The following is a 20045-nucleotide window of genomic DNA, read 5'->3' on the forward strand; positions in this document are numbered from 1 at the left end:
GTGCTTGCTCAGTGCGCCTGGGCGGCCCACGCCCGGCGACGCACCACGGCTTCCAGCGCGGCCACGGCGATCATCACCACCGTGGTCAGCGTGCCCACCACCAGCACCGTCAGGTGCGACGCGAACGCCGCCAGCACCGCAAGCGCAATCAACCCGTAGAGGTGCGACTGCGGCAGAAAGCCACGCACCACCCGCTTGAACAACGCATTGCCGAAGAGGTAGATGGCCGGCCCGCCCAACAGCGGCCCCAGGTACTTGAGCTCGGCATGGTGCGAGCCCTCCCCGATCACGAGTTCGTCCGCGACAGCGCACACGATGATGCCGGCCACCAGGATCACGTGCGTGTAGTGGTAGTTGGCGCCCATGCGGCCCGGGTCGTTCGAATGCTCGATGGCATGCGTGGCTTCCCTGGCACTGGTGTCGAAATACATCCACCACATGGCCAGGCTGCCCGCGAAGCCCACGAGCAGCGCGTACACGTCGATCGCGTGCCATTCGGCGTGGTGGCCGAACGCGATGCCGCTGGCCAGGATCGACTCGCCCAGCGCCACGATCACGAAGAGCTGGCATCGCTCCGCGACATGGCCGCCGTCGATGGTCCACTCCGCCGTGCTCGAGCGTCCGAGTCCCGGAAAAGCCAGACCGATCATCGGCGCGACGTATTCGCACAGCACGCCGACGAACCAGAGCCCGATGCGCCACGGTCCTTCGGACAGCCCGCCCGCGATCCAGAACACCGCCGCCACGCAGTTCCACGCCAGCAGGCGCCGGAAGTTGGGCGCCAGCGGGCTCTTGCTGCCGACCGCGATCAGCATGCACAAGGTGCGCCCCACCTGGATGGCCGCGAAGCAGCAGGCGAACACCAGCCCTCGCTCGGCAAACGCGCCCGGCACCGCCGACGCCATCACCATGGCCAGCAGCATCACGCCGAACAGCATGCCCCGGATGCGCAGCGACCCCGGGTTGAACCAGTTCGTGGCCCAGGCGGTGTACTGCCAGCCGAGCCAGACGGCAAACCACATCACCAGCGTCTGCAGCGCACCCAGCAGGCTCAGGTGGTCCAGCAGATAGTGCGACAGCTGCGTGACCGAGAACGCGTAGACCAGGTCGAAGAACAGTTCTTCATTCGAGACCCTGGCAGCCTCGTTGCGCGATCGCAAAGTCGTTGGCAGTCCGTTTTTCTTGCTCAACATGACTCTCTCCCTTTCAGTTTTCAGATTTCAGATAGCTAGAGCTTTTCGGTTTCTCCACTGCGCGGCTGCCACTTCACGAGACGCTTCTCGATCAGGCCGACCAGCCCGTCGAGCGCCAGCGCAAAGGCCGTGAGCACGACAATACCGGCAAAGACGGTGTTGACGTCAAACGTTCCCTCGGCCTGGAGTATCAGGTAGCCCACGCCGCGCGCCGAGCCCAGGTACTCCCCCACCACCGCGCCGACGAAAGCCAACCCCACCGAAGTGTGCAGGCTGGAGAACACCCAGCTCGTCGCGCTCGGGAGGTACACGGTGCGCAGCAACTGCCGCTGGTTGGCGCCCAGCATCTTCGCGTTGGCCAGCACCACGGGACTCACCTCGCGCACGCCCTGGTAGACGTTGAAGAACACGATGAAGAACACCAGCGTGACCGCCAGCGCCACCTTGCTCCAGATGCCCAGGCCAAACCACAGCGCGAAGATCGGCGCCAGGATCACGCGCGGCATCGAGTTGGCGGCCTTGATGTACGGATCGAGGATCAGGCTCGCGGTCGGCGCGAGCGCGAGCCAGAGCCCGCACGCGAGACCCAGCACGGTGCCGATGCCGAAGGCCAGCACCGTCTCCAGCAGCGTGGTGCCCAGGTGCCGGTAGATGTCGGCGTTGCCCTTCAGGCCTTCGGGAAACAGCAGGTTCGGCGGCACCTCGAACGGCAGGAACCAGCTCCAGATGCGGCCCGCCACCTGGATCGGCTCGCCGACGAAGAAGGCGAACTGCTGGTTGCGCGAGGCCACGTGCCAGCCCACAAGGATGAGCACGAGCAGCACCAGCTGCCAGAAGCGCGCGTTGCGCTCGTTCAGCCGCGGGATCATGCGGCCTTCCTCAGTTGCTGCGCATAGCCCTTGAGCACTTCGTCGCGCAGCACTTCCCAGATCTGCGTGTGCAGTTCGACGAAGCGCGGCTGCGTGCGCACCTCGGCCACGTCGCGCGGCCGCGCAAGGTCGATGGCGAACTCGCCGATCGGGTGCGTCGCGGGGCCGGCCGACAGCACCACCACGCGGTCGCTCATCGCAATCGCCTCGTCGAGGTCGTGCGTGATGAAGAGCACCGCTTTCTTCTTCGCGCTCCAGATCTCGAGCACCTCGTTTTCCATCAGCTGGCGGGTCTGGATGTCGAGCGCGCTGAAGGGCTCGTCCATGAGGATGATGTCGGGGTCGAGCACCAGCGTCTGCGCCAGCGCCACACGCTTGCGCATGCCGCCCGAGAGCTGGTGCGGATAGCGGTCGCCGAAGCCCGAGAGGCCCACGCGCGAGAGCCAGGCCTCGGCCTGCTCGCGCGCATCGGCATCGGACACGCCGCGGTACTGCAGCCCCACCATCACATTGGCGACGGCGCTGCGCCACGGCATCAGCGCCTCGGTCTGGAACATGTAGCCCGCACGCGCATTGACGCCCGCCAGCGTCTCTCCGAACACCTTGACCGTGCCCGACGACGGTTCGAGCAATCCAGCCCCCACGTTCAACAGCGTCGACTTGCCGCATCCCGTGGGCCCGACCACCGAGACGAACTCCCCGGCCTTGATGCGCAGCGTGGTGTCGGCGACGGCGGTGTAGCGCTGGCCCGGGTCGTCCTTCGAGTGGAAGGTGCAGCTGATGGAAAGGAGTTCGAGGGCGTGGTCGGACATGTCTGCAGGATTAAAAAACCCGGCCAAGGCCGGGTCGCGGGGACGTTCGGAGTCAGGCTTTGAACCTGTCCTTCGCGCGCCTAGCAAAATCGTTGGTGTAGGTCCTGGCAAGGTCGATCTTGTCGGCCTTCACCGCAGTGTCGAAGCTCGCGATGGCGGTGAGCGCCGTCTTGGGTCCGTCGGCCGGCACGAGGCCGTCGGTTGCGATCGATTCGCGCACCTTGTCGAACGACGCGAGGTACAGCGCCCGGTCACCGAGCAGATAAGTCTCCGGCACCGTCTTGATGATGTCGCCCGGCCCCGCCGTCTGCAGCCACTTCAGGCCATGCACGATGGCATTGGCCAGCGCCTGGCAGGTGTTGGGGTTCTTCTGGATGAAATCGATCGGCGCGTAGAGGCAGGCCGCGGGCATCGGCCCGCCGAACACCTGCTGCGTGCCCTTGAGCGTGCGCGTGTCGCTGATGATCTTCACGTCACCCTTCTGCTCGAGCATCGTCATCACCGGGTCGGTGTTGCTGATGGCGTCGATCTGGCCCGAACGCAGCGCGGTGAGCGCGCCGGCCGCGACGCCCACGCCGATGTAGCTCACATCGCTCGCCTTGAGGCCGCCGCGCGAGAGCACGAGGTTGGCCACCATGTTGGTCGACGAGCCCGGTGCCGAGACGCCGATCTTCTTCCCCTTCAAGTCCTGGATGCCGGTGTAGCCCGCCATGTTCTTGGTCGAGACACCCACCGCGATCTGCGGCGCACGGCCCTGCAGCACGAAGGCCTGGAAGAACTGGTTCTTGGCCTGCAGGTTGATCGTGTGTTCGTAGGCGCCCGAGCAGACATCGGCCGAGCCGCCCACCACCGCCTGCAGCGCGCGCGCGCCGCCGGCGAAATCGGAAATCTCCACCTCGAGTCCTTCGGCCTTGAAGTAGCCGAGTTGCTCGGAGATGGTGAGAGGCAGGTAGTAGAACGCGGCCTTGCCGCCGACCGCGATGGAGACCTTGGTCTTTTCCAGCTTGGCTTGCGCAAAAACCCGCGGCAGCGCAATCGCTGCGGCGGCGATTGCGGAGGCGGAAATGAGGGTTCTGCGATGAAGCATGAAGCGGTCCTGCGGGCTCTTTGATTCTTGTAAAGTGAATCGAGCTTAGGGGTGCGCGACCGTTGCCTGCATCGGGGTCATCCCGTGCGGGTTTCCACGTAAGCACGAAGGCCTCCCGAGAGCCTCCATGACACCTCAGCCGAACGGCCTTCGGCCGCTTATTTCGCGAGGAAAAGAATCGCGATGTTGACGAGGAACGCGAGCGCCCAGACCGCACTGCGCACACCGCCGAGACCTCTGATGTAGATCGCAAGGTAGATCACGCGCAGCACGACATAGGCCGCCGCCAGCATGTCCAGGCGCGCCTGATTGGCGCCCAGCTGGTGCGCAATGATCACCGCGCCGATGAAGAACGGCAGTCCTTCGAAGGTGTTGGCCTGCGCGCTGTTGGCGCGTGCGCGCCAGCCGTTTTGTCTGGCAGCCCAGTCGCGCGGATGCACGTTGTCGCGCGGGCCGAAGTTGCCGGCCTTCGCGGTCCACGCAGCGAGGTACGGCAGGCCGCAGGCGATGAACACGCACCAGTAGGCGATGGTGAGCAGGGAAAGGGTCATGTCGGGTGGATTGCGCGCTATCGACGATCGACCAGTGCGTGCGCGATGGTGCCGAGGTCCACGTACTCGAGCTCGCTGCCGGCCGGAACGCCGCGCGCGAGGCGCGTCACGGTGAGGCCGCGCTGCTTGAGCGCTTCGCCGATCACATGTGCGGTCGCTTCGCCCTCGGCGGTGAAGTTGGTGGCGAGGATGACTTCGCTCACCGTGCCGTCGAGCGCGCGGTCGAACAGCTTCTGCAAGCCGATGTCTTTCGGCCCGATGCCGTCGAGCGGACTGAGCTTGCCCATCAGCACGAAGTAATAGCCGCGGAAGGCGCCGGTGCGCTCCAGCGCGGCCTGGTCGGCGGGCGTCTCGACCACGCACAGCTTCGTCCCGTCGCGGCGCGAGTCCATGCACACGTTGCAGATCGGCGCTTCGGTGAAGGTGTTGCAGAGCTCGCAGTGCCGCACATTGCTGGCTGCCTGCTGCAATGCGCGCGACAGCAACTGGGCGCCGTCGCGGTCGTGCTGCAGCAAATGAAACGCCATGCGCGAAGCCGACTTCACGCCGACGCCGGGCAAGCGGCGCAGCGCATCGACCAAGGCATCGAGCGAACTGGCGTCGGCCATCAATCGCTCAGAACGGCAGCTTCATGCCGGGCGGGAGGCCCGGCATGCCTGCAGTGAGCTTGCCCATCTTCTGCTCGCTGGTTTCCTCGGCCTTGCGCACGGCTGCGTTGAAGGCGGCGGCCACGAGGTCTTCGAGCATGTCCTTGTCGTCGGCCAGGAGGCTCGGGTCGATGGTGATGCGCTTGACGTCGTGCTTGCAGGTCATGACAACCTTCACGAGGCCCGCACCCGATTCGCCTTCGACCTCGATGTGGGCCAGCTCTTCCTGGGCCTTCTTGAGGTTGTCCTGCATTGCCTGCGCCTGCTTCATGAGGCCGGCCAGTTGTCCTTTGTTGAACATCGTTGGTCCTGTGTGTGTGGTGAAGAAAAGGGGTGAAGGATAAGAGACGTGGCTGACTGCTCGGCTCAGGCCGGCCGCAGCGTTCCGGGGACGATCTTCGCATCGAAGTCGCGCATCAGCATCTGCACTTCGGGGTCGCTGTGGATGGCCTCCTCGGCCACGCGCTGGCGCTCCTCGGCCGCGTGCCGGTTGCGGCGCGCGGGGCTGTCGACCACGCCGCCGATCTCGATGGCGAGCTTGATGTCGTTGCCAAGGGCGTTGAGCGCCGCGGTCAGCTTCTCGCGGCTCGTAGGCTGATTGAGCGTTTCGCGCTCGATGCGCAGGATCCACTGGTCGGTGTCGCGACCCACGAGCTGCGATTGCAATGCGAGTTCGCGCGCAAGGGCTGTGATGCTTTCGGCCGCGACCAATTGAGTGACCGTGGCGTACCAGAAGTCGCCGTCCTCGCTGGGGGGGATCGGTGCGGCCGGGCCGCGCTGCTCATCGGTGCGCGGCGCATCGCGCTGGCCCGGAGGGGGCTGCACGCGGATCGGCATGCCGACGACCTTGGCGGGGGTGTCCGTGGGAGAAGGCCTGTGGTCCGAGGGCCGCATGGGCTGGTCGACCACGGCCAGACGGTGACCCGCGGGAACCGACGCTGGCGCGTTCGATGCGGCAGCGGGTGCCGGAACGGGCGGCGTGGGCGCTGCCGGAGGCGGTGTTTCGGCCGCAGGTCTGACCACGGGTGCCGGGGCCGGCACAGGAGCAGCGACGGGAGCCGGAGCCCTTTGCGCCGCGCCCTGCGCTTCATTCAGAGTTTTTTTTTCCGGGGAAGCCGTCGAAGCGGCCGCGTTGGAAGGCTTGAAGGCCAGCAGCCGCAGCAGCACCATGGTCAGCGCGGCGTACTCGTCGGGCGCCAGGCCCAGCTCGCCGCGGCCGTGCAGGCAGAGGCTGTAGAGCAGTTGCGTTTCGTCGGCCGGCATCAGCGATGCGAGGCGCGCGGTGTCGGCGGCATCCGGGTCGGTGGCCGAATCGGCGGACTCCGCCCGCGAAGGAACCGCCTGCAGCACGGCCATGGCCTGCAGCACCGACGTCATGTCTTCGAGCGTGGAAGCGGCCGACATGCCATCGCGGCGCAGGGCCTCGGAGGTATCGACCACCGTCTTGCCGTCGCCTTGCGCGAGCGCTTCGATCAGCTTGAACACATGGCCACGGTCCACGCTGCCGAGCATCTGCCGCACGCCGGTTTCGATCAGCTCGCCGTTGCCGAAGGCGATGGCCTGGTCGGTGAGCGAGAGCGCATCGCGCATCGAACCGCGCGCCGCGCGCGCCAGGAGGCGCAGTGCCTGCGGCTCGGCCGGCACCTGCTCGGTCTGCAGCACGCCCGTCAGATGCTCGAGGATCGTCTCGGGCGCCATCGGTCGCAGGTTGAACTGCAGGCAGCGCGACAGCACCGTGACCGGCACCTTCTGCGGATCGGTGGTGGCGAGCACGAACTTGAGGTATTCGGGCGGCTCTTCGAGCGTCTTCAACATCGCATTGAACGCGGTGTTGGTGAGCATGTGCACTTCGTCGATCATGAAGACCTTGAAGCGCCCCTGCACCGGCTTGTAGACGGCTTGTTCGAGCAGCGACTGCACTTCGTCCACGCCGCGGTTGGAGGCCGCGTCGAGCTCGGTGTAGTCGACGAAGCGGCCCGAATCGATGTCGCGGCAGGCCTGGCACACGCCGCACGGCGTGGCGGTGATGCCGCCCTGCCCGTCCGGCCCCTGGCAATTGAGCGACTTGGCCAGGATGCGCGAAACCGTGGTCTTGCCGACACCCCGCGTGCCGGTGAAAAGATAGGCGTGATGCAGGCGCTGCGTGGTCAGTGCGTTTTCGAGCGCCTGCACCACATGCCCCTGACCGACCATCTCACCGAAGGTTTTCGGACGGAACTTGCGAGCGAGCACGAGATAAGACATTGCGGTCATTCTAAAAGGCGCGGAGAGGCCACTTCACGCTTGTTTCCTCGCTGCCCCTGAAATCATTCACGCCCCCGCGAAGGGGGCAAATTCACCCGGTTAGAATGCAGGCTGACGGGCCTCCCTGCATGGTGAAGTGGCCAACCGGGTCAGGTGGGGAACCAAGCAGCCCTAACTGCGTAGTCAGTGCCAGGGGTAAGGCTCGTCAACCTCTTCAGCCGCTCGTTTCACTCCATGCGAAGTGAAACGCAGCTTGCAAAATCTCTCAGCGAAAAATCCCCGGGCGCGAGGCCTTCACAGGCCCAGTCTCTGGATTGCGCCGCGCGCTGCGGCTGCGCCGCTGGCCATCGATGCGGTCAGCAGGTAGCCGCCGGTCGGCGCTTCCCAGTCGAGCATCTCCCCCGCCGCGAACACGCCCGGCAATGCGCTCGCCATAAGTTGCGCGTCGAGCGCATCGAAGCGAACGCCGCCAGCGGTGCTGATCGCCTCATCGATGGGCCGCGTCGCGACGAGCTTCAATGGCACCGCCTTGATCGTCGCGGCGAGTTGCCCCGGGTCCTGCATCGCCTCGCGGCTCAGCGCTTCATGCAGCACGCCGGCCTTGATGCCTTCGAGCCCGAGTCGGCTCTTGAGGTGGCTGCTCAGCGACCGAGCGCCGCGCGGATGCTTTACGGCCGCCAGCACCTGTTCCGCACTGCGATCTGGCAACAGGTCCAGCAACAGCGTGGCACTGCCCTGCGCGGCGATCTCGTCGCGCAGCAAGGCCGAGGCCGCATAGATCAGGCTGCCCTCGATCCCCGTCGCCGTCGCAACGAACTCACCCTTGCGCGCAAAGCTGCGCCCCTGGCTGTCGGTGAACGAAATGGCCACCGACTTGAAAGGCTGCCCCGCAAAACGGCTGGAGAAATGCTCGCTCCACCCTGCCCCGTCGAAGCCGCAGTTGGCAGGCAGCAGCGGCGCGACATCGATGCCTCGTCCTTGCAACCATGGAGCCCACGCGCCATCGGACCCCAGTCGCGCCCAACTCGCACCGCCCAGCGCCAGCACCACCGCATCCGCCTTCACCGAGGTCTCGCCAGCCGGCGTGGCGAACCGCAGCGCGGCCGCATCGAACGACGGATCGCCCAGCCAGCGATGGCGCATATGAAACTGCACCCCCGCCGAACGCAGCCGATGCAGCCACGCGCGCAGCAGAGGCGCAGCCTTCATGTCCGTCGGAAACACGCGCCCCGAGGTGCCCACGAAAGTCTCGATGCCGAGACCGGTCGCCCATTCGCGCACCTGCTGCGGACCGAACTTCGCCAGCATCGGCTCGAGTTGCGCGCGGCGCTCGCCGAACCGGTTCATGAACACATCGAAGGGCTCCGAGTGCGTGAGATTGAGGCCACCGCGGCCGGCCAGCAAGAACTTGCGGCCCACCGAGGGCATGGCGTCATAGACGTGCACTTGCGCGCCGGACGCGCCGAGGACTTCAGCCGCCATCAGGCCGGCAGGTCCGCCGCCGATCACGGCGACGGTTGGGGAAAGAGTCATTCGAGATTTACCAGTTCGCCCTGCCCGGTGAGGAACGCGACGCGGACCGTGGCACCGGGGTAGGCATGTTGCACGGCCGCGCGGTAGCGCTGCATCTGTGCGATCAACGTCGCGTCCCGTTCGGGGCGCGCTGCGGATTTGTAGTCGAGGATCCACCAGGCACCGCCGTCGCGCTCGCGCACGAGCCGGTCGATGCGCAGCGTCTCGCCTTCATGGACCAGCGTGACTTCGTTGCCATGCCAATCGACCCTGCGATCGTCCCACACCCAGGCACCCGCGCCTGCACGGATGCGCTCGGCCAGCGTCGCCGCGCCCCGCGCCTGCTGCGGATCGAGCATGAATTCGCGGGCCGCGGCGCGCACATGGGCTGAAGGCAGTGCCTCGCCCGGCACTGCCCATTCGAGCAGCCGGTGCATGGCCTGGCCGAAGGCGGCGGCGCGCGCGTCGACCGTGGCGTCGGCGGCCTTCCTGGCGGAAGGCTGATCGATGGCGACAGGCGCCGGAGGCATCTGCTTCATCGAGAAGCTGGGCACGCCGGTCTCGGTGGGCAATGCAACCAGTGGCTCATCGGCCTCGGTCGACTCGCAGGCCGATTCCAGCCGGGCCCACCAGCTGCCCTCGTTGGCACGCGCCGGCTTCACCGACGACAGCACCAATCGCTCGCGCGCCCGTGTGGTCGCGACGTAGAGGCCGTTGAGTTCCTCGCGATGGCGCGCACGTTGCTCTTCTTCCAACAGCGCGGCCGCGCAGGCCGGCGGCGTCTTCTCGCTTGCGAGGAACACGAAACGCGTCGGCGCACTGTCGCTGCCCTTCCACTCGACCAGCACGCCCATGGTTTGCGCGCGCGGCGGTGCGGCATCGCAGTCGAGCATCAGCACGGTGTCGGCTTCCAGGCCCTTGGCGCCGTGCACGGTCAGCAGTTGCACCGCATCGGGCGCGGCCACGGACGGTGCCCGCACGCCGCCGGCACGAAGGGCGCGCACCAGCGCATACGGCGTGGCGAAGCGTGCACCTTCGATCTCCAGCGATGCGGACATCAGCCCGCGCAGATTGGCGAGCGCACTCTGGCGCATCGCGGCAGGCACGGCCGCGCCGAACTTCGCGAGCACATCGCCATCGTGAAAGATCGCGTCGATGGCATCGTGCGGCGGCAGGGTCACAAGCCAGCGCTGCCATTTCTTCAGGCTCGCACCCGCCTCGACCAACACCGGCGGGAGGCCTTCGCCTTTCTGGATCAACGCGAACCAACTCGACGACGAATGCTCGCGCTGCCGCAACGCCAGTTGCACCAGCACCTCGTCATCGATGTTGAAAAGCGGCGACTTCAGCGCACGCGCCAGCGAGAGATCGTGCGCGGGCGACACCAGCGCGTCGATCAGCGCGACCATGTCCTGCACCTCGGGTGCGTCGTGCAACTCGTTCTTCTCGGGTTGCTGCACGGGGATGTGGCGCTGGCGCAGCGCGTCCTGCATCGCGGACAGGCGATTGCGCCGACGCGCCAGCACCATGATCTGCCGGGGCGGTATGCCATCGGCGATGCGCTGTGCCACCCAGCGCGCGGCCTGCTCGCATTCCTTCTGCAGCAGTTGTTCTTCGGGCAGCACGCGCGGCGTGACGAGGCTGTCGCGCCAGTGCAGCATGCCGTCGTCGGCCGGTGCGGCTTCTGCCGCGTCACCGAGCGCATCGCGGTCGATGGCCGGCAGCTTGAGCAGTTCGCCTTCGTCGCCGCGCTCGGTGGTGTGCGCGCGGTAGCCGTCGAACTCGCCCGCGTCCTGCGCGGCGAGCATGGCCTGGTTGACGAGCCCGACCACCGCGCGTGCATTGCGGTGCGTGTGGTCGCAGTTGAGCAGTTCGCCATCGAGCCCTTCGCGCACGAACTTCTTCGCGGCGATGAACACCTGCGGCTCGGCGCGGCGGAAGCGGTAGATGCTCTGCTTCGGGTCGCCCACGATGAACACGCGCGGTGCGCTGCCGCCCGCGCCGGTGTAGGCGCTGAGCCAGCCGTAGAGCGCCTGCCACTGCAGCGGGTTGGTGTCCTGGAATTCGTCGATCAGGAGGTGCGCAATGCGCGCGTCGAGCCGCTCCTGCACCCAGCCCGACAGCGCGGACTGGCCGAGCAGCAGCTGTGCGGCCTGCTCGACGTCGTTCATGTCGACCCAGCCGTGGGCGCGCTTGACGTCGGCGAAGGCGGCGATCAAGAGGCGCGTGAGCCGCGTCATGCGCTGCTGAAAGAGCCACGCCGCGTGGTGGGCCTGCGCGGCACTGTGTTCGATGGCATGACCCTGCGCGATGCGTACCTGCTCCAGGCCGGCGAGCTTCTCGCTGAACTTGCGCGCCTCGCCCTTTTGTGTCAGCAGCGCATCGAGCACGCCCTGCGCATGGCGCGCGCCGATGGCCTGCTCCAGCTCGCCGCCCTTGGCCGAGAAGGTTGGGGCACTGGCACGACCCAATGCCTGTGCGGCACCCCACAGCGCATCGCGGATCGCCGGCGTGTCGAACAGTACCTGGGCCGGATCGGCTGCATCGGCATAGGACGGAAACAGGACGCCGACAGGCTGCACCCCGTTATCGACGACGTCCTTGGCATCGGCCAGCGAAAATTCGACCCGCTTCGTCAGCGCCTCGCCCAGCGCCTTCGCCGTCTGCGAGCGGCCGTGCGTCGCGACGACGGCGTAGTAGTCGGCCAGCGCGTGCCTGTCGGCGGTGACCGCTTCGAAGAAGGGCCGCCAGGTGTGGCCGCGCGCCTCGGCATCATCTTCGAGCAGTTCGTAGTTGGACGGCAGGCCCAGCTCGCGCAGCACCGCGAGCGGCGCGTTGCGCAGCAGGCCCGCGAACCAGGCGTGGAAGGTGCGGAACTGCACCGGGCGGCCGCCTTCGAGCAGGCGCCTGTAGAGGCCCTTCAATCGCGGCACGGCAGCGAGCGCGGCAGCAGGTTCGACGCCGCGCATCACGAGTTGCTTCACCAGTTCTTCGGGGCTTTCTTCGGCGAATTGCTCGAGCCATTGATCAAGACGCTCGCGCATTTCGCCGGCCGCTTTCTTGGTGAAGGTGATTGCGAGGATCTCATGCGGCTCGCAGGCGGAGTCGCCCTCTTCGAGCAACGCGCGCAGGATGCGCGACACGAGCATCCACGTCTTGCCCGCGCCCGCGCAGGCTTCGACGGCCACCGAACGGCGCGGATCGCAGGCGACGGTGTAGAAGGCCTCGCGCGTGACGTGCCGGCCGTTGTGTTCGTAGGCTGCGTCGTTCATTTCGACACCTCCCAGAAGTCTTTCCGGCACAGGCCACGGGCCGCGCAGTAGTCACAGACGGCACCCTCACCCAGCGGCGGCAGCGCCGCGCCCTCGGCGATGCGCGTGAAGTCACTCATGATGCCGGCCACCAGCGCATCCCTCGCATCGACTACCGCGGGCTGCTCGACGGTTTGAGTGCCCGAGGATTTTTCTCCCACGTTGACGTAGGCCGCGCGCAAGGTGTCGTCGGCCACCAGCGCTGCATAGAAAGCGAGCTGCGTGTCCTCGGTCGGGTCCTTGACGCGCTCCTTGGTGACGCTTGCGGACTCGGTCTTGTAGTCGATCACGAAGGCCAGGCCGTCGGACGTGCGATCGACTCGGTCGAGGCGGCCGACGAGGCGCAGCCCGCCGAGCGGCTGCTCCTTCCAGGGTTCGGATTCGACGAACACCGCGCCACCCGCTTCATGCCCCGCGAGCCATTCGAGATAGCCGTCGCGCACCGCGGGCCACGCCGCGGCGAAGGGCAGGAACTCGGCGTCGGAGAGACCGTATTCGCGCGTGGCGCGTTGCGCGGCTTCTTCGATGCTTGCAACGCGCTGCTGTGCATCCTGCGTCGGGGTTTCGATCAGTGCCTCGTGGAAATGGCCGAGCACCGCGTGCAGCCAGTTGCCGAAGTCGCGCTTGTCGACCTCGACATCGAGCTCGTCGGCGCTGCGCAGCCCTAGTTGCCGCAGCGCGAAGAAGCGATAGGGGCAGCGGCGCAGGTCTTCGTACACGCTGGTCGAGATGTTCTCGAGCGGAAGCAATGCGCCCGAGGGCGTGGGGACGGCGGTCGGCTGCACGGGCACGTCGCGCGCAGGACGTGGATCGATCGCGGGTTGCAGCACATGGTCGAGCTGCAACGCCTGCACCAGCGGGCTCGGGCGGACTGGCTCACCGCTGGCATCGGACTGGCGCCAGACCAACTCGCACCAGGGGTTGTGCAAGGCCGCGGTCCAGGCCGAACGCTGCGCGGCTTCGAGGGTCTCGCGCGAAGGCAGGCCCAGTTCGAGGCGCTGGGCAGCGCTCCAGTTGCCGGGCGGCTCGGGCGATGCGGGCAGCCGCCGATCATCGCAGCCGGGGATGACCACGGCGCCGAATGCGCGGCCCAATAACTGATAGAGCGGCAGCACGATCACCCGGGGCGCCTGGTCGCCGGTGGGCGGCACGAAGCTCGCGTCTTCGAGCACATCGCGCACCCAGGCGGTGAATTCGGCGAGCGTGTGGCGGCCGCCCGGGAACTCGTCGGCATCGCCGTGCGAATCGGCATCGAGCCACAACGCGGCGATGACCTTGCCGCCCGCCATGTCGTCGGCCAGTGGCGTCCATTGCCCGCTGCCTTCAAGCAGTTCGCGCAGCGCGCGCAGCCATTCGGCCACGGGCCTGGACTTCATCATCGATGCGCGCCGTGCTTCGATCGCCTCGGTGTAGGGCGACAACGCCACGTCGCTTGGCTTCTCGCTGCGGGCCGCAAGGCCGCACCAGGCGGACCAGTCGCGCAGGCCTTCGCGTCGCAGGCGCGCTTCGAGCGCCTGCACGGCCAGCGCGTCGCCATCGGCACCGCTCTTGAGCCATTCGAGCACCTGATCGCTGGAGGCGTCGTGGGCGCAGGCGCGCAGCGCGCTCATCAACGTGGCGGCGGCGCGCGTGGTCGAGAGCTTCCAGCCGGTTTCGTCGTGCGTGACGATGCCCTGCGCTTTGAGCTGAGCGCTGATGCGGCGCGTGAGCGCGCGGTCAGTGGCGATCAGCGCGACCGGCGCGCGCCCCTCGGCGAGGTGGCGCAGCACGCAGGCAGCCGCGAGTTCGGCTTCATCCTCGGGGTCTGCTGCCACGTGCGAAGCCGCGGGGTCCACGGGCGTGTTCGCGGGCACCAGCGAGAGATGCAGCGCATGGTCGCTCCACAAGGTACACAGCGTCTGGGTGAGCGGATCGGTCTGGAAGCCTTCGAGCACGATCAGCGCGTCGACCTGGTTGCGCGTGCTTTCTCGCAGCAGCACGTCCGTCGCGTAGCCCGAGGTCGCGGCCCAGGCGACGGCGATGCGGATCAGCGCGCTTTCGATGCGGAACCACTCCGACTCGCTGCCCGCCTCGGCCACCTGCGCGGCACGCTGGGCCCATTCGGCGACGCGCGCGTCCGGCAGCGATGCCGATGCGAGGGGCGCGAGCTGGTAGGCCAGTTCGACGACGCGGCCTGCCAATGCGAAGCGCTCGTTGTTGAATCCCGCTTGGGACAGCAGCGCCTGGGCCGTGATGAGGTCACGTGCCATGTCGAACGCGATGTCGTAACCCGTCGGCAGAAAACCGCCCGCGCTGCGCGCCCAGTTGTGGGTGGTCTCGAAGCGCGGCACGAAGCCCGCGCTGCCGCAACGCGCCCACATGCCGCGCGCCACGCCCATCAGCTGCGCATACGGCACCAGCACCACGGTGCGCGCCGCATGCAGCTCGCGCTCGGCGAGCGCGCGGACGATCCGCGCGACGACGCCGTCGGCGGGGTCGCACCACAAGGCGTGGACGGGGTGGCCTTCGTTCATGTTCTATCGAGGGGTTCGAGGGGGCGTTGGCTATCGCCGCCATAGCCGCTGCGCATGGCACGTCACCCCTTGGTTTCTGTCACAATGACCAGCACTTTAGCTGCACCGAAACTCTCTGCGCACAAGGACACATCACATGGCCAGCGAACTCATCAAACACATCTCCGATTCCTCTTTCGAAGCCGACGTGCTCAAGTCCAGCCAGCCGGTGCTGGTCGACTACTGGGCCGAATGGTGCGGTCCCTGCAAGATGATCGCCCCGATCCTCGACGAAGTGTCGGCCACCTATGAAGGCAAGCTGCAGATCGCCAAGCTGAACGTCGACGAGAACCGGGACATCCCCGCCAAGTTCGGTATCCGCGGCATCCCCACGCTCATGCTGTTCAAGGACGGCCAGTTGGCCGCCACCAAGGTCGGCGCGATGAGCAAGGCGCAACTCACGGCCTTCATCGACCAGCAACTCGCTTAAAGGCATTTCACCCGGCCAATGCGCAATGCGTTGGCCGGCGCGTTTTTCCTGTCATAATCTCCCACAGATCACCGGCCCTTTCAGGCAACCGGTTCGAGTTCCCCGGTTAGTGCAGCAGTTCTCGCTACACATTCAACCTCCCCCCGTTTTCCGATCGATTACCCCGCGAGGGGTCATTCCATGCACTTAAACGAACTCAAGGCACTCCACGTGTCTGAAGTCCTCAAGCAGGCTGAAGCGCTTGAGATCGAAAACGTCGGCCGCATGCGCAAGCAGGAGCTGATGTTCGCGATCATCAAGAAGCGCGCAAAAGCCGGTGAACAGGTCTTCGCCGACGGTGTGCTCGAAATCCTGCCCGACGGCTTCGGCTTCCTGCGCAGCCCCGACACGAGCTTCACCGCCAGCACCGACGACATCTACATCTCGCCGAGCCAGGTGCGTCGCTTCAACCTGCACACCGGCGACATGATCGAAGGCGAAGTGCGCACGCCCAAGGATGGCGAGCGCTACTTCGCGCTGACCAAGCTCGACAAGGTCAACGACGGTCCGCCCGAGCAGAACAAGCACAAGGTGATGTTCGAGAATCTGACGCCGCTGTTCCCCAAGGAGCAGATGAAGCTGGAACGCGATGGCGTCAAGGGCGAAGAGAACATCACGGGCCGCATCATCGACATCATCGCCCCCATCGGCAAAGGCCAGCGCGCCCTGCTCGTGGCGCCGCCCAAGAGCGGCAAGACGGTGATGATGCAGCACATCGCCCATGCGATCAGCGCCAACTACCCCGACGTCCACATGATGGTGCTGCTCGTCGACGAGCGCCCTGAAGAAGTGACCGAAATGCAGCGCACGGTGAAGGGCGAAGTCATTGCTTCGACCTTCGACGAGCCCGCAGCGCGCCACGTGCACGTCGCCGAAATGGTGATCGAGCGCGCCAAGCGCCTGGTCGAACTCAAGAAGGACGTGGTGATCCTGCTGGACTCGATCACGCGTCTGGCCCGCGCCTACAACAACGTCGTGCCCTCGTCGGGCAAGGTGCTGACCGGCGGTGTGGACTCCAACGCGCTGCAGCGTCCCAAGCGCTTCCTGGGCGCCGCGCGCAACGTGGAAGAAGGCGGCTCGCTGACCATCATCGGCACCGCGCTGATCGACACCGGCAGCCGCATGGACGAAGTGATCTTCGAAGAGTTCAAGGGCACCGGCAACTCCGAAATCCACCTCGACCGCCGCCTCTACGAAAAGCGCGTGTTCCCCTCGATCCAGCTCAACCGCAGCGGTACGCGCCGCGAAGAATTGCTGCTGGCCCCCGAGATCCTGCAGAAGACCCGCATTCTTCGTCAGCTCATGTACAACATGGACGAGATCGAGTCGATGGAGCTGATGCTCAAGAACATGAAGGCGACGAAAACGAATGTCGAGTTCTTCGACATGATGCGTCGCGGCGGCTGAGCACCACGCTCTCCCGCAAAAGCGCGTTGACCCTCACGGGCCAGCGCGCTTTTTTCATGGGCGGTCGATGCGGATGGCGCGGCCTTCGGCGGCGCTCTGGCGGCCGATGTCGAGCAGTTCCATCAGTGCGACGGCCTGCTCGGGTGGCACGGGGTTCGGACCATTGCCAAGGATCGCGTCCCGAACCGCAGCGTAGTAGTCGACGTAGTTGCCGGCCCGCGTCGGCAAGGCGCGAAAGTGCGGCGCCCCGTCGCTGCCGATCAGTGTGAGTTCGCCATCGAGCGGATCGGCGCCCCACCCCGCGGCCGGCGGCCGCTGTCCGGCACGCAGCGCATCCTCCTGCGGATCGACGCCGTGCTTGACGTAACTGCCGCGCGTGCCGTGCACGATGTAGCGCGGCGCTGCATGGACCGCGAGCGTCGTGGCGTGCAGCACCACGCGCAAGGGCGCATGCGGGCCGCTCTCGTAGCGCAGCACGGCGTGGAAATAGTCTTCGACCAGTGCACCGTCGCGCAGGGCGGCTGTGTCGAGTTGCAGCGTGTCGGGCCGGCCGAAGAGCTGCACGACCTGGTCGACCAGGTGGGAGCCGAGGTCCACCCATAGGCCCGAACCCGGCACCGGCTGCTCTCGCCAGCGCTCGCGAACCTCGGGCCGGAAGCGGTCGAAATGCGATTCGAGGTACACCGGCCGCCCCAGCTCACCGCCTGCGAGAAGATCCTTCAACGTCAGGTAATCGGCGTCAAAACGCCGGTTCTGATAGACCGCCAAGATGCGATTGTTGCGCCGAGCCAACAGTTCGAGTTCGCGCGCCTCGGCCACATCGAGCGTGAAAGGCTTGTCCACCACCACATGCTTGCCCGCCTCCAGGGCCGCCTTGGCGACCGGGTGATGCTGCGCATTGGGGGTGGCCACCACGACCAAGTCGATGTCCGCCCGGGCCACGAGCGCCGCCACATCCGGCACCACGGCCACGCCGGGCCAGTCGGCGTGGACCTTGTGCGGCTGCGAGCTAGCCACGGCCGCCAGTTCGAGCCCCGGAACGGCCGAAAGCACCGGCGCATGGAAGGTCTGGCCGGCAAAACCATAGCCGACGAGACCGGCGCGCAGAGGTGTAGAGGTCATGGGAAGGGCTGGTTTGCTCGCAAATGGGGCAGTATGCGATAATCATGGGCTCCGCGAAAAGTGCGGCCGGGCAGCGTCGCCCGGCTTCCTGTGCCTCCAAGGCCCAGGGCGGCGCGCCAGACTAACTTTTGATACTGGCCGCTTGTGGCTCTCGCATCGACCGCGCATTGATTCCAACAGCGCAAAAGGAAACACCATGGCAAAAGAAGGCATCCACCCGAATTACCGCGAAATCCTGTTCGTCGACATGTCGAACGGTTTCAAGTTCGTGACCCGTTCGTGCGCGAACACCAAGGAAATGGGCAAGACCGACGACGGTCGCGAACTCCCCCTGTTCAAGCTCGACACCACGAGCGAATCGCACCCGTTCTACACCGGCACGCAGAAGTCGGTCGACAACATGGGCGGCCGCGTCGAGAAGTTCCGCAACCGCTTCGGCAAGACCACCGGCACTGCTTCGAAGTAAAGCACGCGCTTTGGCGTCGAGGGCAGCCCGGTTTACCGCGCTGCCCTTTTTCATTCCGAATCTCCTTTCGCCCTTTTGAACCAGCCCACTCCCGCGATCGTTGCCCAGAATGCCGTGCGCCGGCTGCCACGCATCGCGCTGCTGCTGCTGTGCGCGGCCTACCTGCTGCCGGGCCTCGTCGGGCGCGGACCGTGGAAGAGCGCCGACATCACCGCCTTCGGCTACATGGCCGAACTGGCCCGAAGCACCGAAGGCATCGCGCGCTGGTTCGATCCCCTCCTGCTGGGCATGCAGCCCGAGACGCCCGCGCTGGTCCCGTACTGGATCGGCGCCCTGGCGATCAAGCTCGCCCCCGCGTGGCTGAACCCCGACCTGGCCGTGCGATTCGTCTTCGCGCTGCTGCTCTGGGGCACCTTCACCGCCACCTGGTACGCCGTCTACTACCTCGCCCGCACGGCACGCGCGCAGCCGGTGGCATTCGCTTTCGGCGGCGAGGCGCGCCCGACCGACTACGCGCGCGCGATCGCCGATGGCGGCCTGCTCGCGCTGATCGCCTGCCTGGGTCTCGCCCAGCTCGGCCACGAAACCACGCCCGCCCTGGCGCAGCTGTACTTCGCCTCGCACCTGTTCTACGGCGTGGCTGCCCTGCCATACCGCCGCGCGGGCCCGGTGATCGCGCTGCTGATCGGCACGCTCGGCATGACGCTGAGCGGCGCCCCGACGGTGGGCCTGGCGCTGGCCACGGGCAGCGCGCTCTACATCGCCTACGAGCGGCGCCGCACCGCCAAGGCGGGGATCGATGCCAGCACCGACGACGGCCCCGGCTACACCCGCGGCGCCCTCCTCACGATGATCGGCGTCACACTGCTGGCGACGGCGCTGGTGTTCGGGCTCGGCCTGACGCAATGGAAGATCACACTCGACGGCAACTCGGTGCTCGGCGAAATCCGCAGCCAGGCCAAGCTGCTGCTGTGGTTCACCTGGCCGGTCTGGCCGCTCGCGATCTGGACGCTCTGGCGCTGGCGGCGCCAGCTCACGGCGCGTCATGTCGCGCTGCCGTTCTGGTTCGCACTCGTGCCGCTGGCCGCCACCTGGACCACCGACTACTCCGACCGCTCGCTGCTGCTGGCCCTGCCCGCCTTCGCCACGCTCGCTGCCTTCGCGCTGCCGACCTTCCGGCGCAGCGCCGCGGCGCTGATCGACTGGTTCAACGTGCTCTTCTTCAGCGGCCTGGCCGTGCTGGGCTGGCTCTACTGGATCGCCATGCTGACCGGCATGCCGCGCAAGCCTGCGGCCAGCGTCGCGCGGTTGGTGCCGGGCTTCGTGGCCGAGTTCTCGCCGATCGCGTTCGTGCTCGCGCTGGCCGCGACCATCGCCTGGTGCTGGCTGGTGCGCTGGCGCACCGGGCGCCACCGCGCCGCGCTCTGGAAGACGCTGGTGCTGCCGGCCGGTGGCACAGCCCTCTGCTGGATGCTGCTGATGACGCTCTGGCTGCCGCCCATCGACTACGCGCGCAGCTACCTGCCCCAGGTGCGCGCCGTCGCCGAGCGCGTGGGTCAGCCGAGCTGCATCGCCGAACTGGCACTCAGCCGGCCGCACATCGCGGCGCTGCGCCACCACGGCAACTTCAATCTGCAGCCCCTGCTGCTGGGCACCGACTGCCCCTGGCTGGTGGTGAGCCCCGACACGATCGAGCGGCTGCACACCATCATTCCCCTCGAGAAGTGGCGCTTCAGCGGCACCCTGCGCCGGCCCAGCAGCGCCGCGGACGACCTGCTGCTCTATCAAAAGATCGTGCCCTGA

Annotated in this window: 16 protein-coding genes and 1 other RNA gene; 5 read left to right on the forward strand and 12 right to left on the reverse strand. The window is 66.9% G+C overall.

What is annotated here, in order from left to right:
• Positions 1-8 precede the first annotated feature (8 nt).
• The 8 genes from NU688_RS09720 to dnaX form a co-directional block, all read right to left on the reverse strand.
• Positions 9-1193, reverse strand: a complete 1185-nt coding sequence (locus NU688_RS09720; RefSeq protein WP_257860330.1) for a low temperature requirement protein A — start codon at positions 1191-1193, stop codon at positions 9-11.
• 35 nt (positions 1194-1228) lie between these two features.
• Entirely contained in the window at positions 1229-2062 is an 834-nt protein-coding gene (locus tag NU688_RS09725; protein WP_257860331.1) for an ABC transporter permease, read from the reverse strand.
• Positions 2059-2874, reverse strand: a complete 816-nt coding sequence (locus tag NU688_RS09730) for an ABC transporter ATP-binding protein (RefSeq protein WP_257860332.1) — start codon at positions 2872-2874, stop codon at positions 2059-2061. The genes NU688_RS09725 and NU688_RS09730 overlap by 4 nt, the downstream gene beginning before the upstream one ends.
• A gap of 52 nt (positions 2875-2926) precedes the next feature.
• Positions 2927-3961 (reverse strand): ABC transporter substrate-binding protein, encoded by a 1035-nt coding sequence (locus tag NU688_RS09735; RefSeq protein ID WP_257860333.1) that lies wholly within the window; start codon positions 3959-3961, stop codon positions 2927-2929.
• Between the two features lie 158 nt (positions 3962-4119).
• Entirely contained in the window at positions 4120-4512 is a 393-nt protein-coding gene (locus tag NU688_RS09740; protein WP_257860334.1) for an MAPEG family protein, read from the reverse strand.
• A 17-nt stretch (positions 4513-4529) separates the two neighbouring features.
• Positions 4530-5120 (reverse strand): recombination mediator RecR, encoded by a 591-nt coding sequence (recR, locus tag NU688_RS09745; protein ID WP_257860335.1) that lies wholly within the window; start codon positions 5118-5120, stop codon positions 4530-4532.
• A gap of 7 nt (positions 5121-5127) precedes the next feature.
• On the reverse strand, positions 5128-5460 hold the full coding sequence (locus NU688_RS09750; RefSeq protein WP_007836669.1) for a YbaB/EbfC family nucleoid-associated protein: 333 nt from the start codon (positions 5458-5460) through the stop codon (positions 5128-5130).
• A gap of 65 nt (positions 5461-5525) precedes the next feature.
• Positions 5526-7403, reverse strand: a complete 1878-nt coding sequence (dnaX, locus tag NU688_RS09755) for a DNA polymerase III subunit gamma/tau (RefSeq protein ID WP_257860336.1) — start codon at positions 7401-7403, stop codon at positions 5526-5528.
• 113 nt (positions 7404-7516) lie between these two features.
• Between dnaX and ffs the strand changes: the two genes are divergently transcribed.
• An RNA gene (ffs, locus tag NU688_RS09760) (signal recognition particle sRNA small type) lies at positions 7517-7613 on the forward strand.
• 84 nt (positions 7614-7697) lie between these two features.
• Here the strand turns inward: ffs and NU688_RS09765 are convergent.
• From NU688_RS09765 to NU688_RS09775, 3 genes are read right to left on the reverse strand one after another with little or no spacing between them, the layout of a single operon-like run.
• Complete coding sequence (locus NU688_RS09765; protein ID WP_257860337.1) at positions 7698-8936, reverse strand: TIGR03862 family flavoprotein; 1239 nt, start codon at positions 8934-8936, stop codon at positions 7698-7700.
• Positions 8933-12187: an exodeoxyribonuclease V subunit beta gene (locus NU688_RS09770; RefSeq protein WP_257860338.1), complete on the reverse strand. Its 3255-nt coding sequence runs from the start codon at positions 12185-12187 to the stop codon at positions 8933-8935. Before NU688_RS09770 ends, NU688_RS09765 begins: the two co-directional genes overlap by 4 nt.
• Positions 12184-14739: a PD-(D/E)XK nuclease family protein gene (locus NU688_RS09775; protein ID WP_257860339.1), complete on the reverse strand. Its 2556-nt coding sequence runs from the start codon at positions 14737-14739 to the stop codon at positions 12184-12186. Before NU688_RS09775 ends, NU688_RS09770 begins: the two co-directional genes overlap by 4 nt.
• A 136-nt stretch (positions 14740-14875) precedes the next feature.
• Between NU688_RS09775 and trxA the strand changes: the two genes are divergently transcribed.
• Both trxA and rho read left to right on the forward strand, forming a co-directional pair.
• Positions 14876-15208, forward strand: a complete 333-nt coding sequence (gene trxA / locus NU688_RS09780; protein WP_042578306.1) for a thioredoxin TrxA — start codon at positions 14876-14878, stop codon at positions 15206-15208.
• Between the two features lie 180 nt (positions 15209-15388).
• The gene (gene rho / locus NU688_RS09785; RefSeq protein WP_013540932.1) at positions 15389-16654 is read left to right on the forward strand and encodes a transcription termination factor Rho; all 1266 of its coding nucleotides are present in this window, start codon (positions 15389-15391) and stop codon (positions 16652-16654) included.
• A 54-nt stretch (positions 16655-16708) separates the two neighbouring features.
• Here the strand turns inward: rho and NU688_RS09790 are convergent, their stop codons facing one another.
• Entirely contained in the window at positions 16709-17776 is a 1068-nt protein-coding gene (locus NU688_RS09790; protein WP_257860340.1) for an oxidoreductase, read from the reverse strand.
• Between the two features lie 196 nt (positions 17777-17972).
• Between NU688_RS09790 and NU688_RS09795 the strand changes: the two genes are divergently transcribed.
• Together NU688_RS09795 and NU688_RS09800 are read left to right on the forward strand one after the other, a co-directional pair.
• The gene (locus NU688_RS09795; RefSeq protein ID WP_257860341.1) at positions 17973-18242 is read left to right on the forward strand and encodes a type B 50S ribosomal protein L31; all 270 of its coding nucleotides are present in this window, start codon (positions 17973-17975) and stop codon (positions 18240-18242) included.
• Between the two features lie 75 nt (positions 18243-18317).
• Positions 18318-20045 (forward strand): hypothetical protein, encoded by a 1728-nt coding sequence (locus tag NU688_RS09800; protein ID WP_257860342.1) that lies wholly within the window; start codon positions 18318-18320, stop codon positions 20043-20045.

The sequence above is a fragment of the Variovorax sp. ZS18.2.2 genome, assembly GCF_024701975.1.
GTDB lineage: Bacteria > Pseudomonadota > Gammaproteobacteria > Burkholderiales > Burkholderiaceae_C > Variovorax.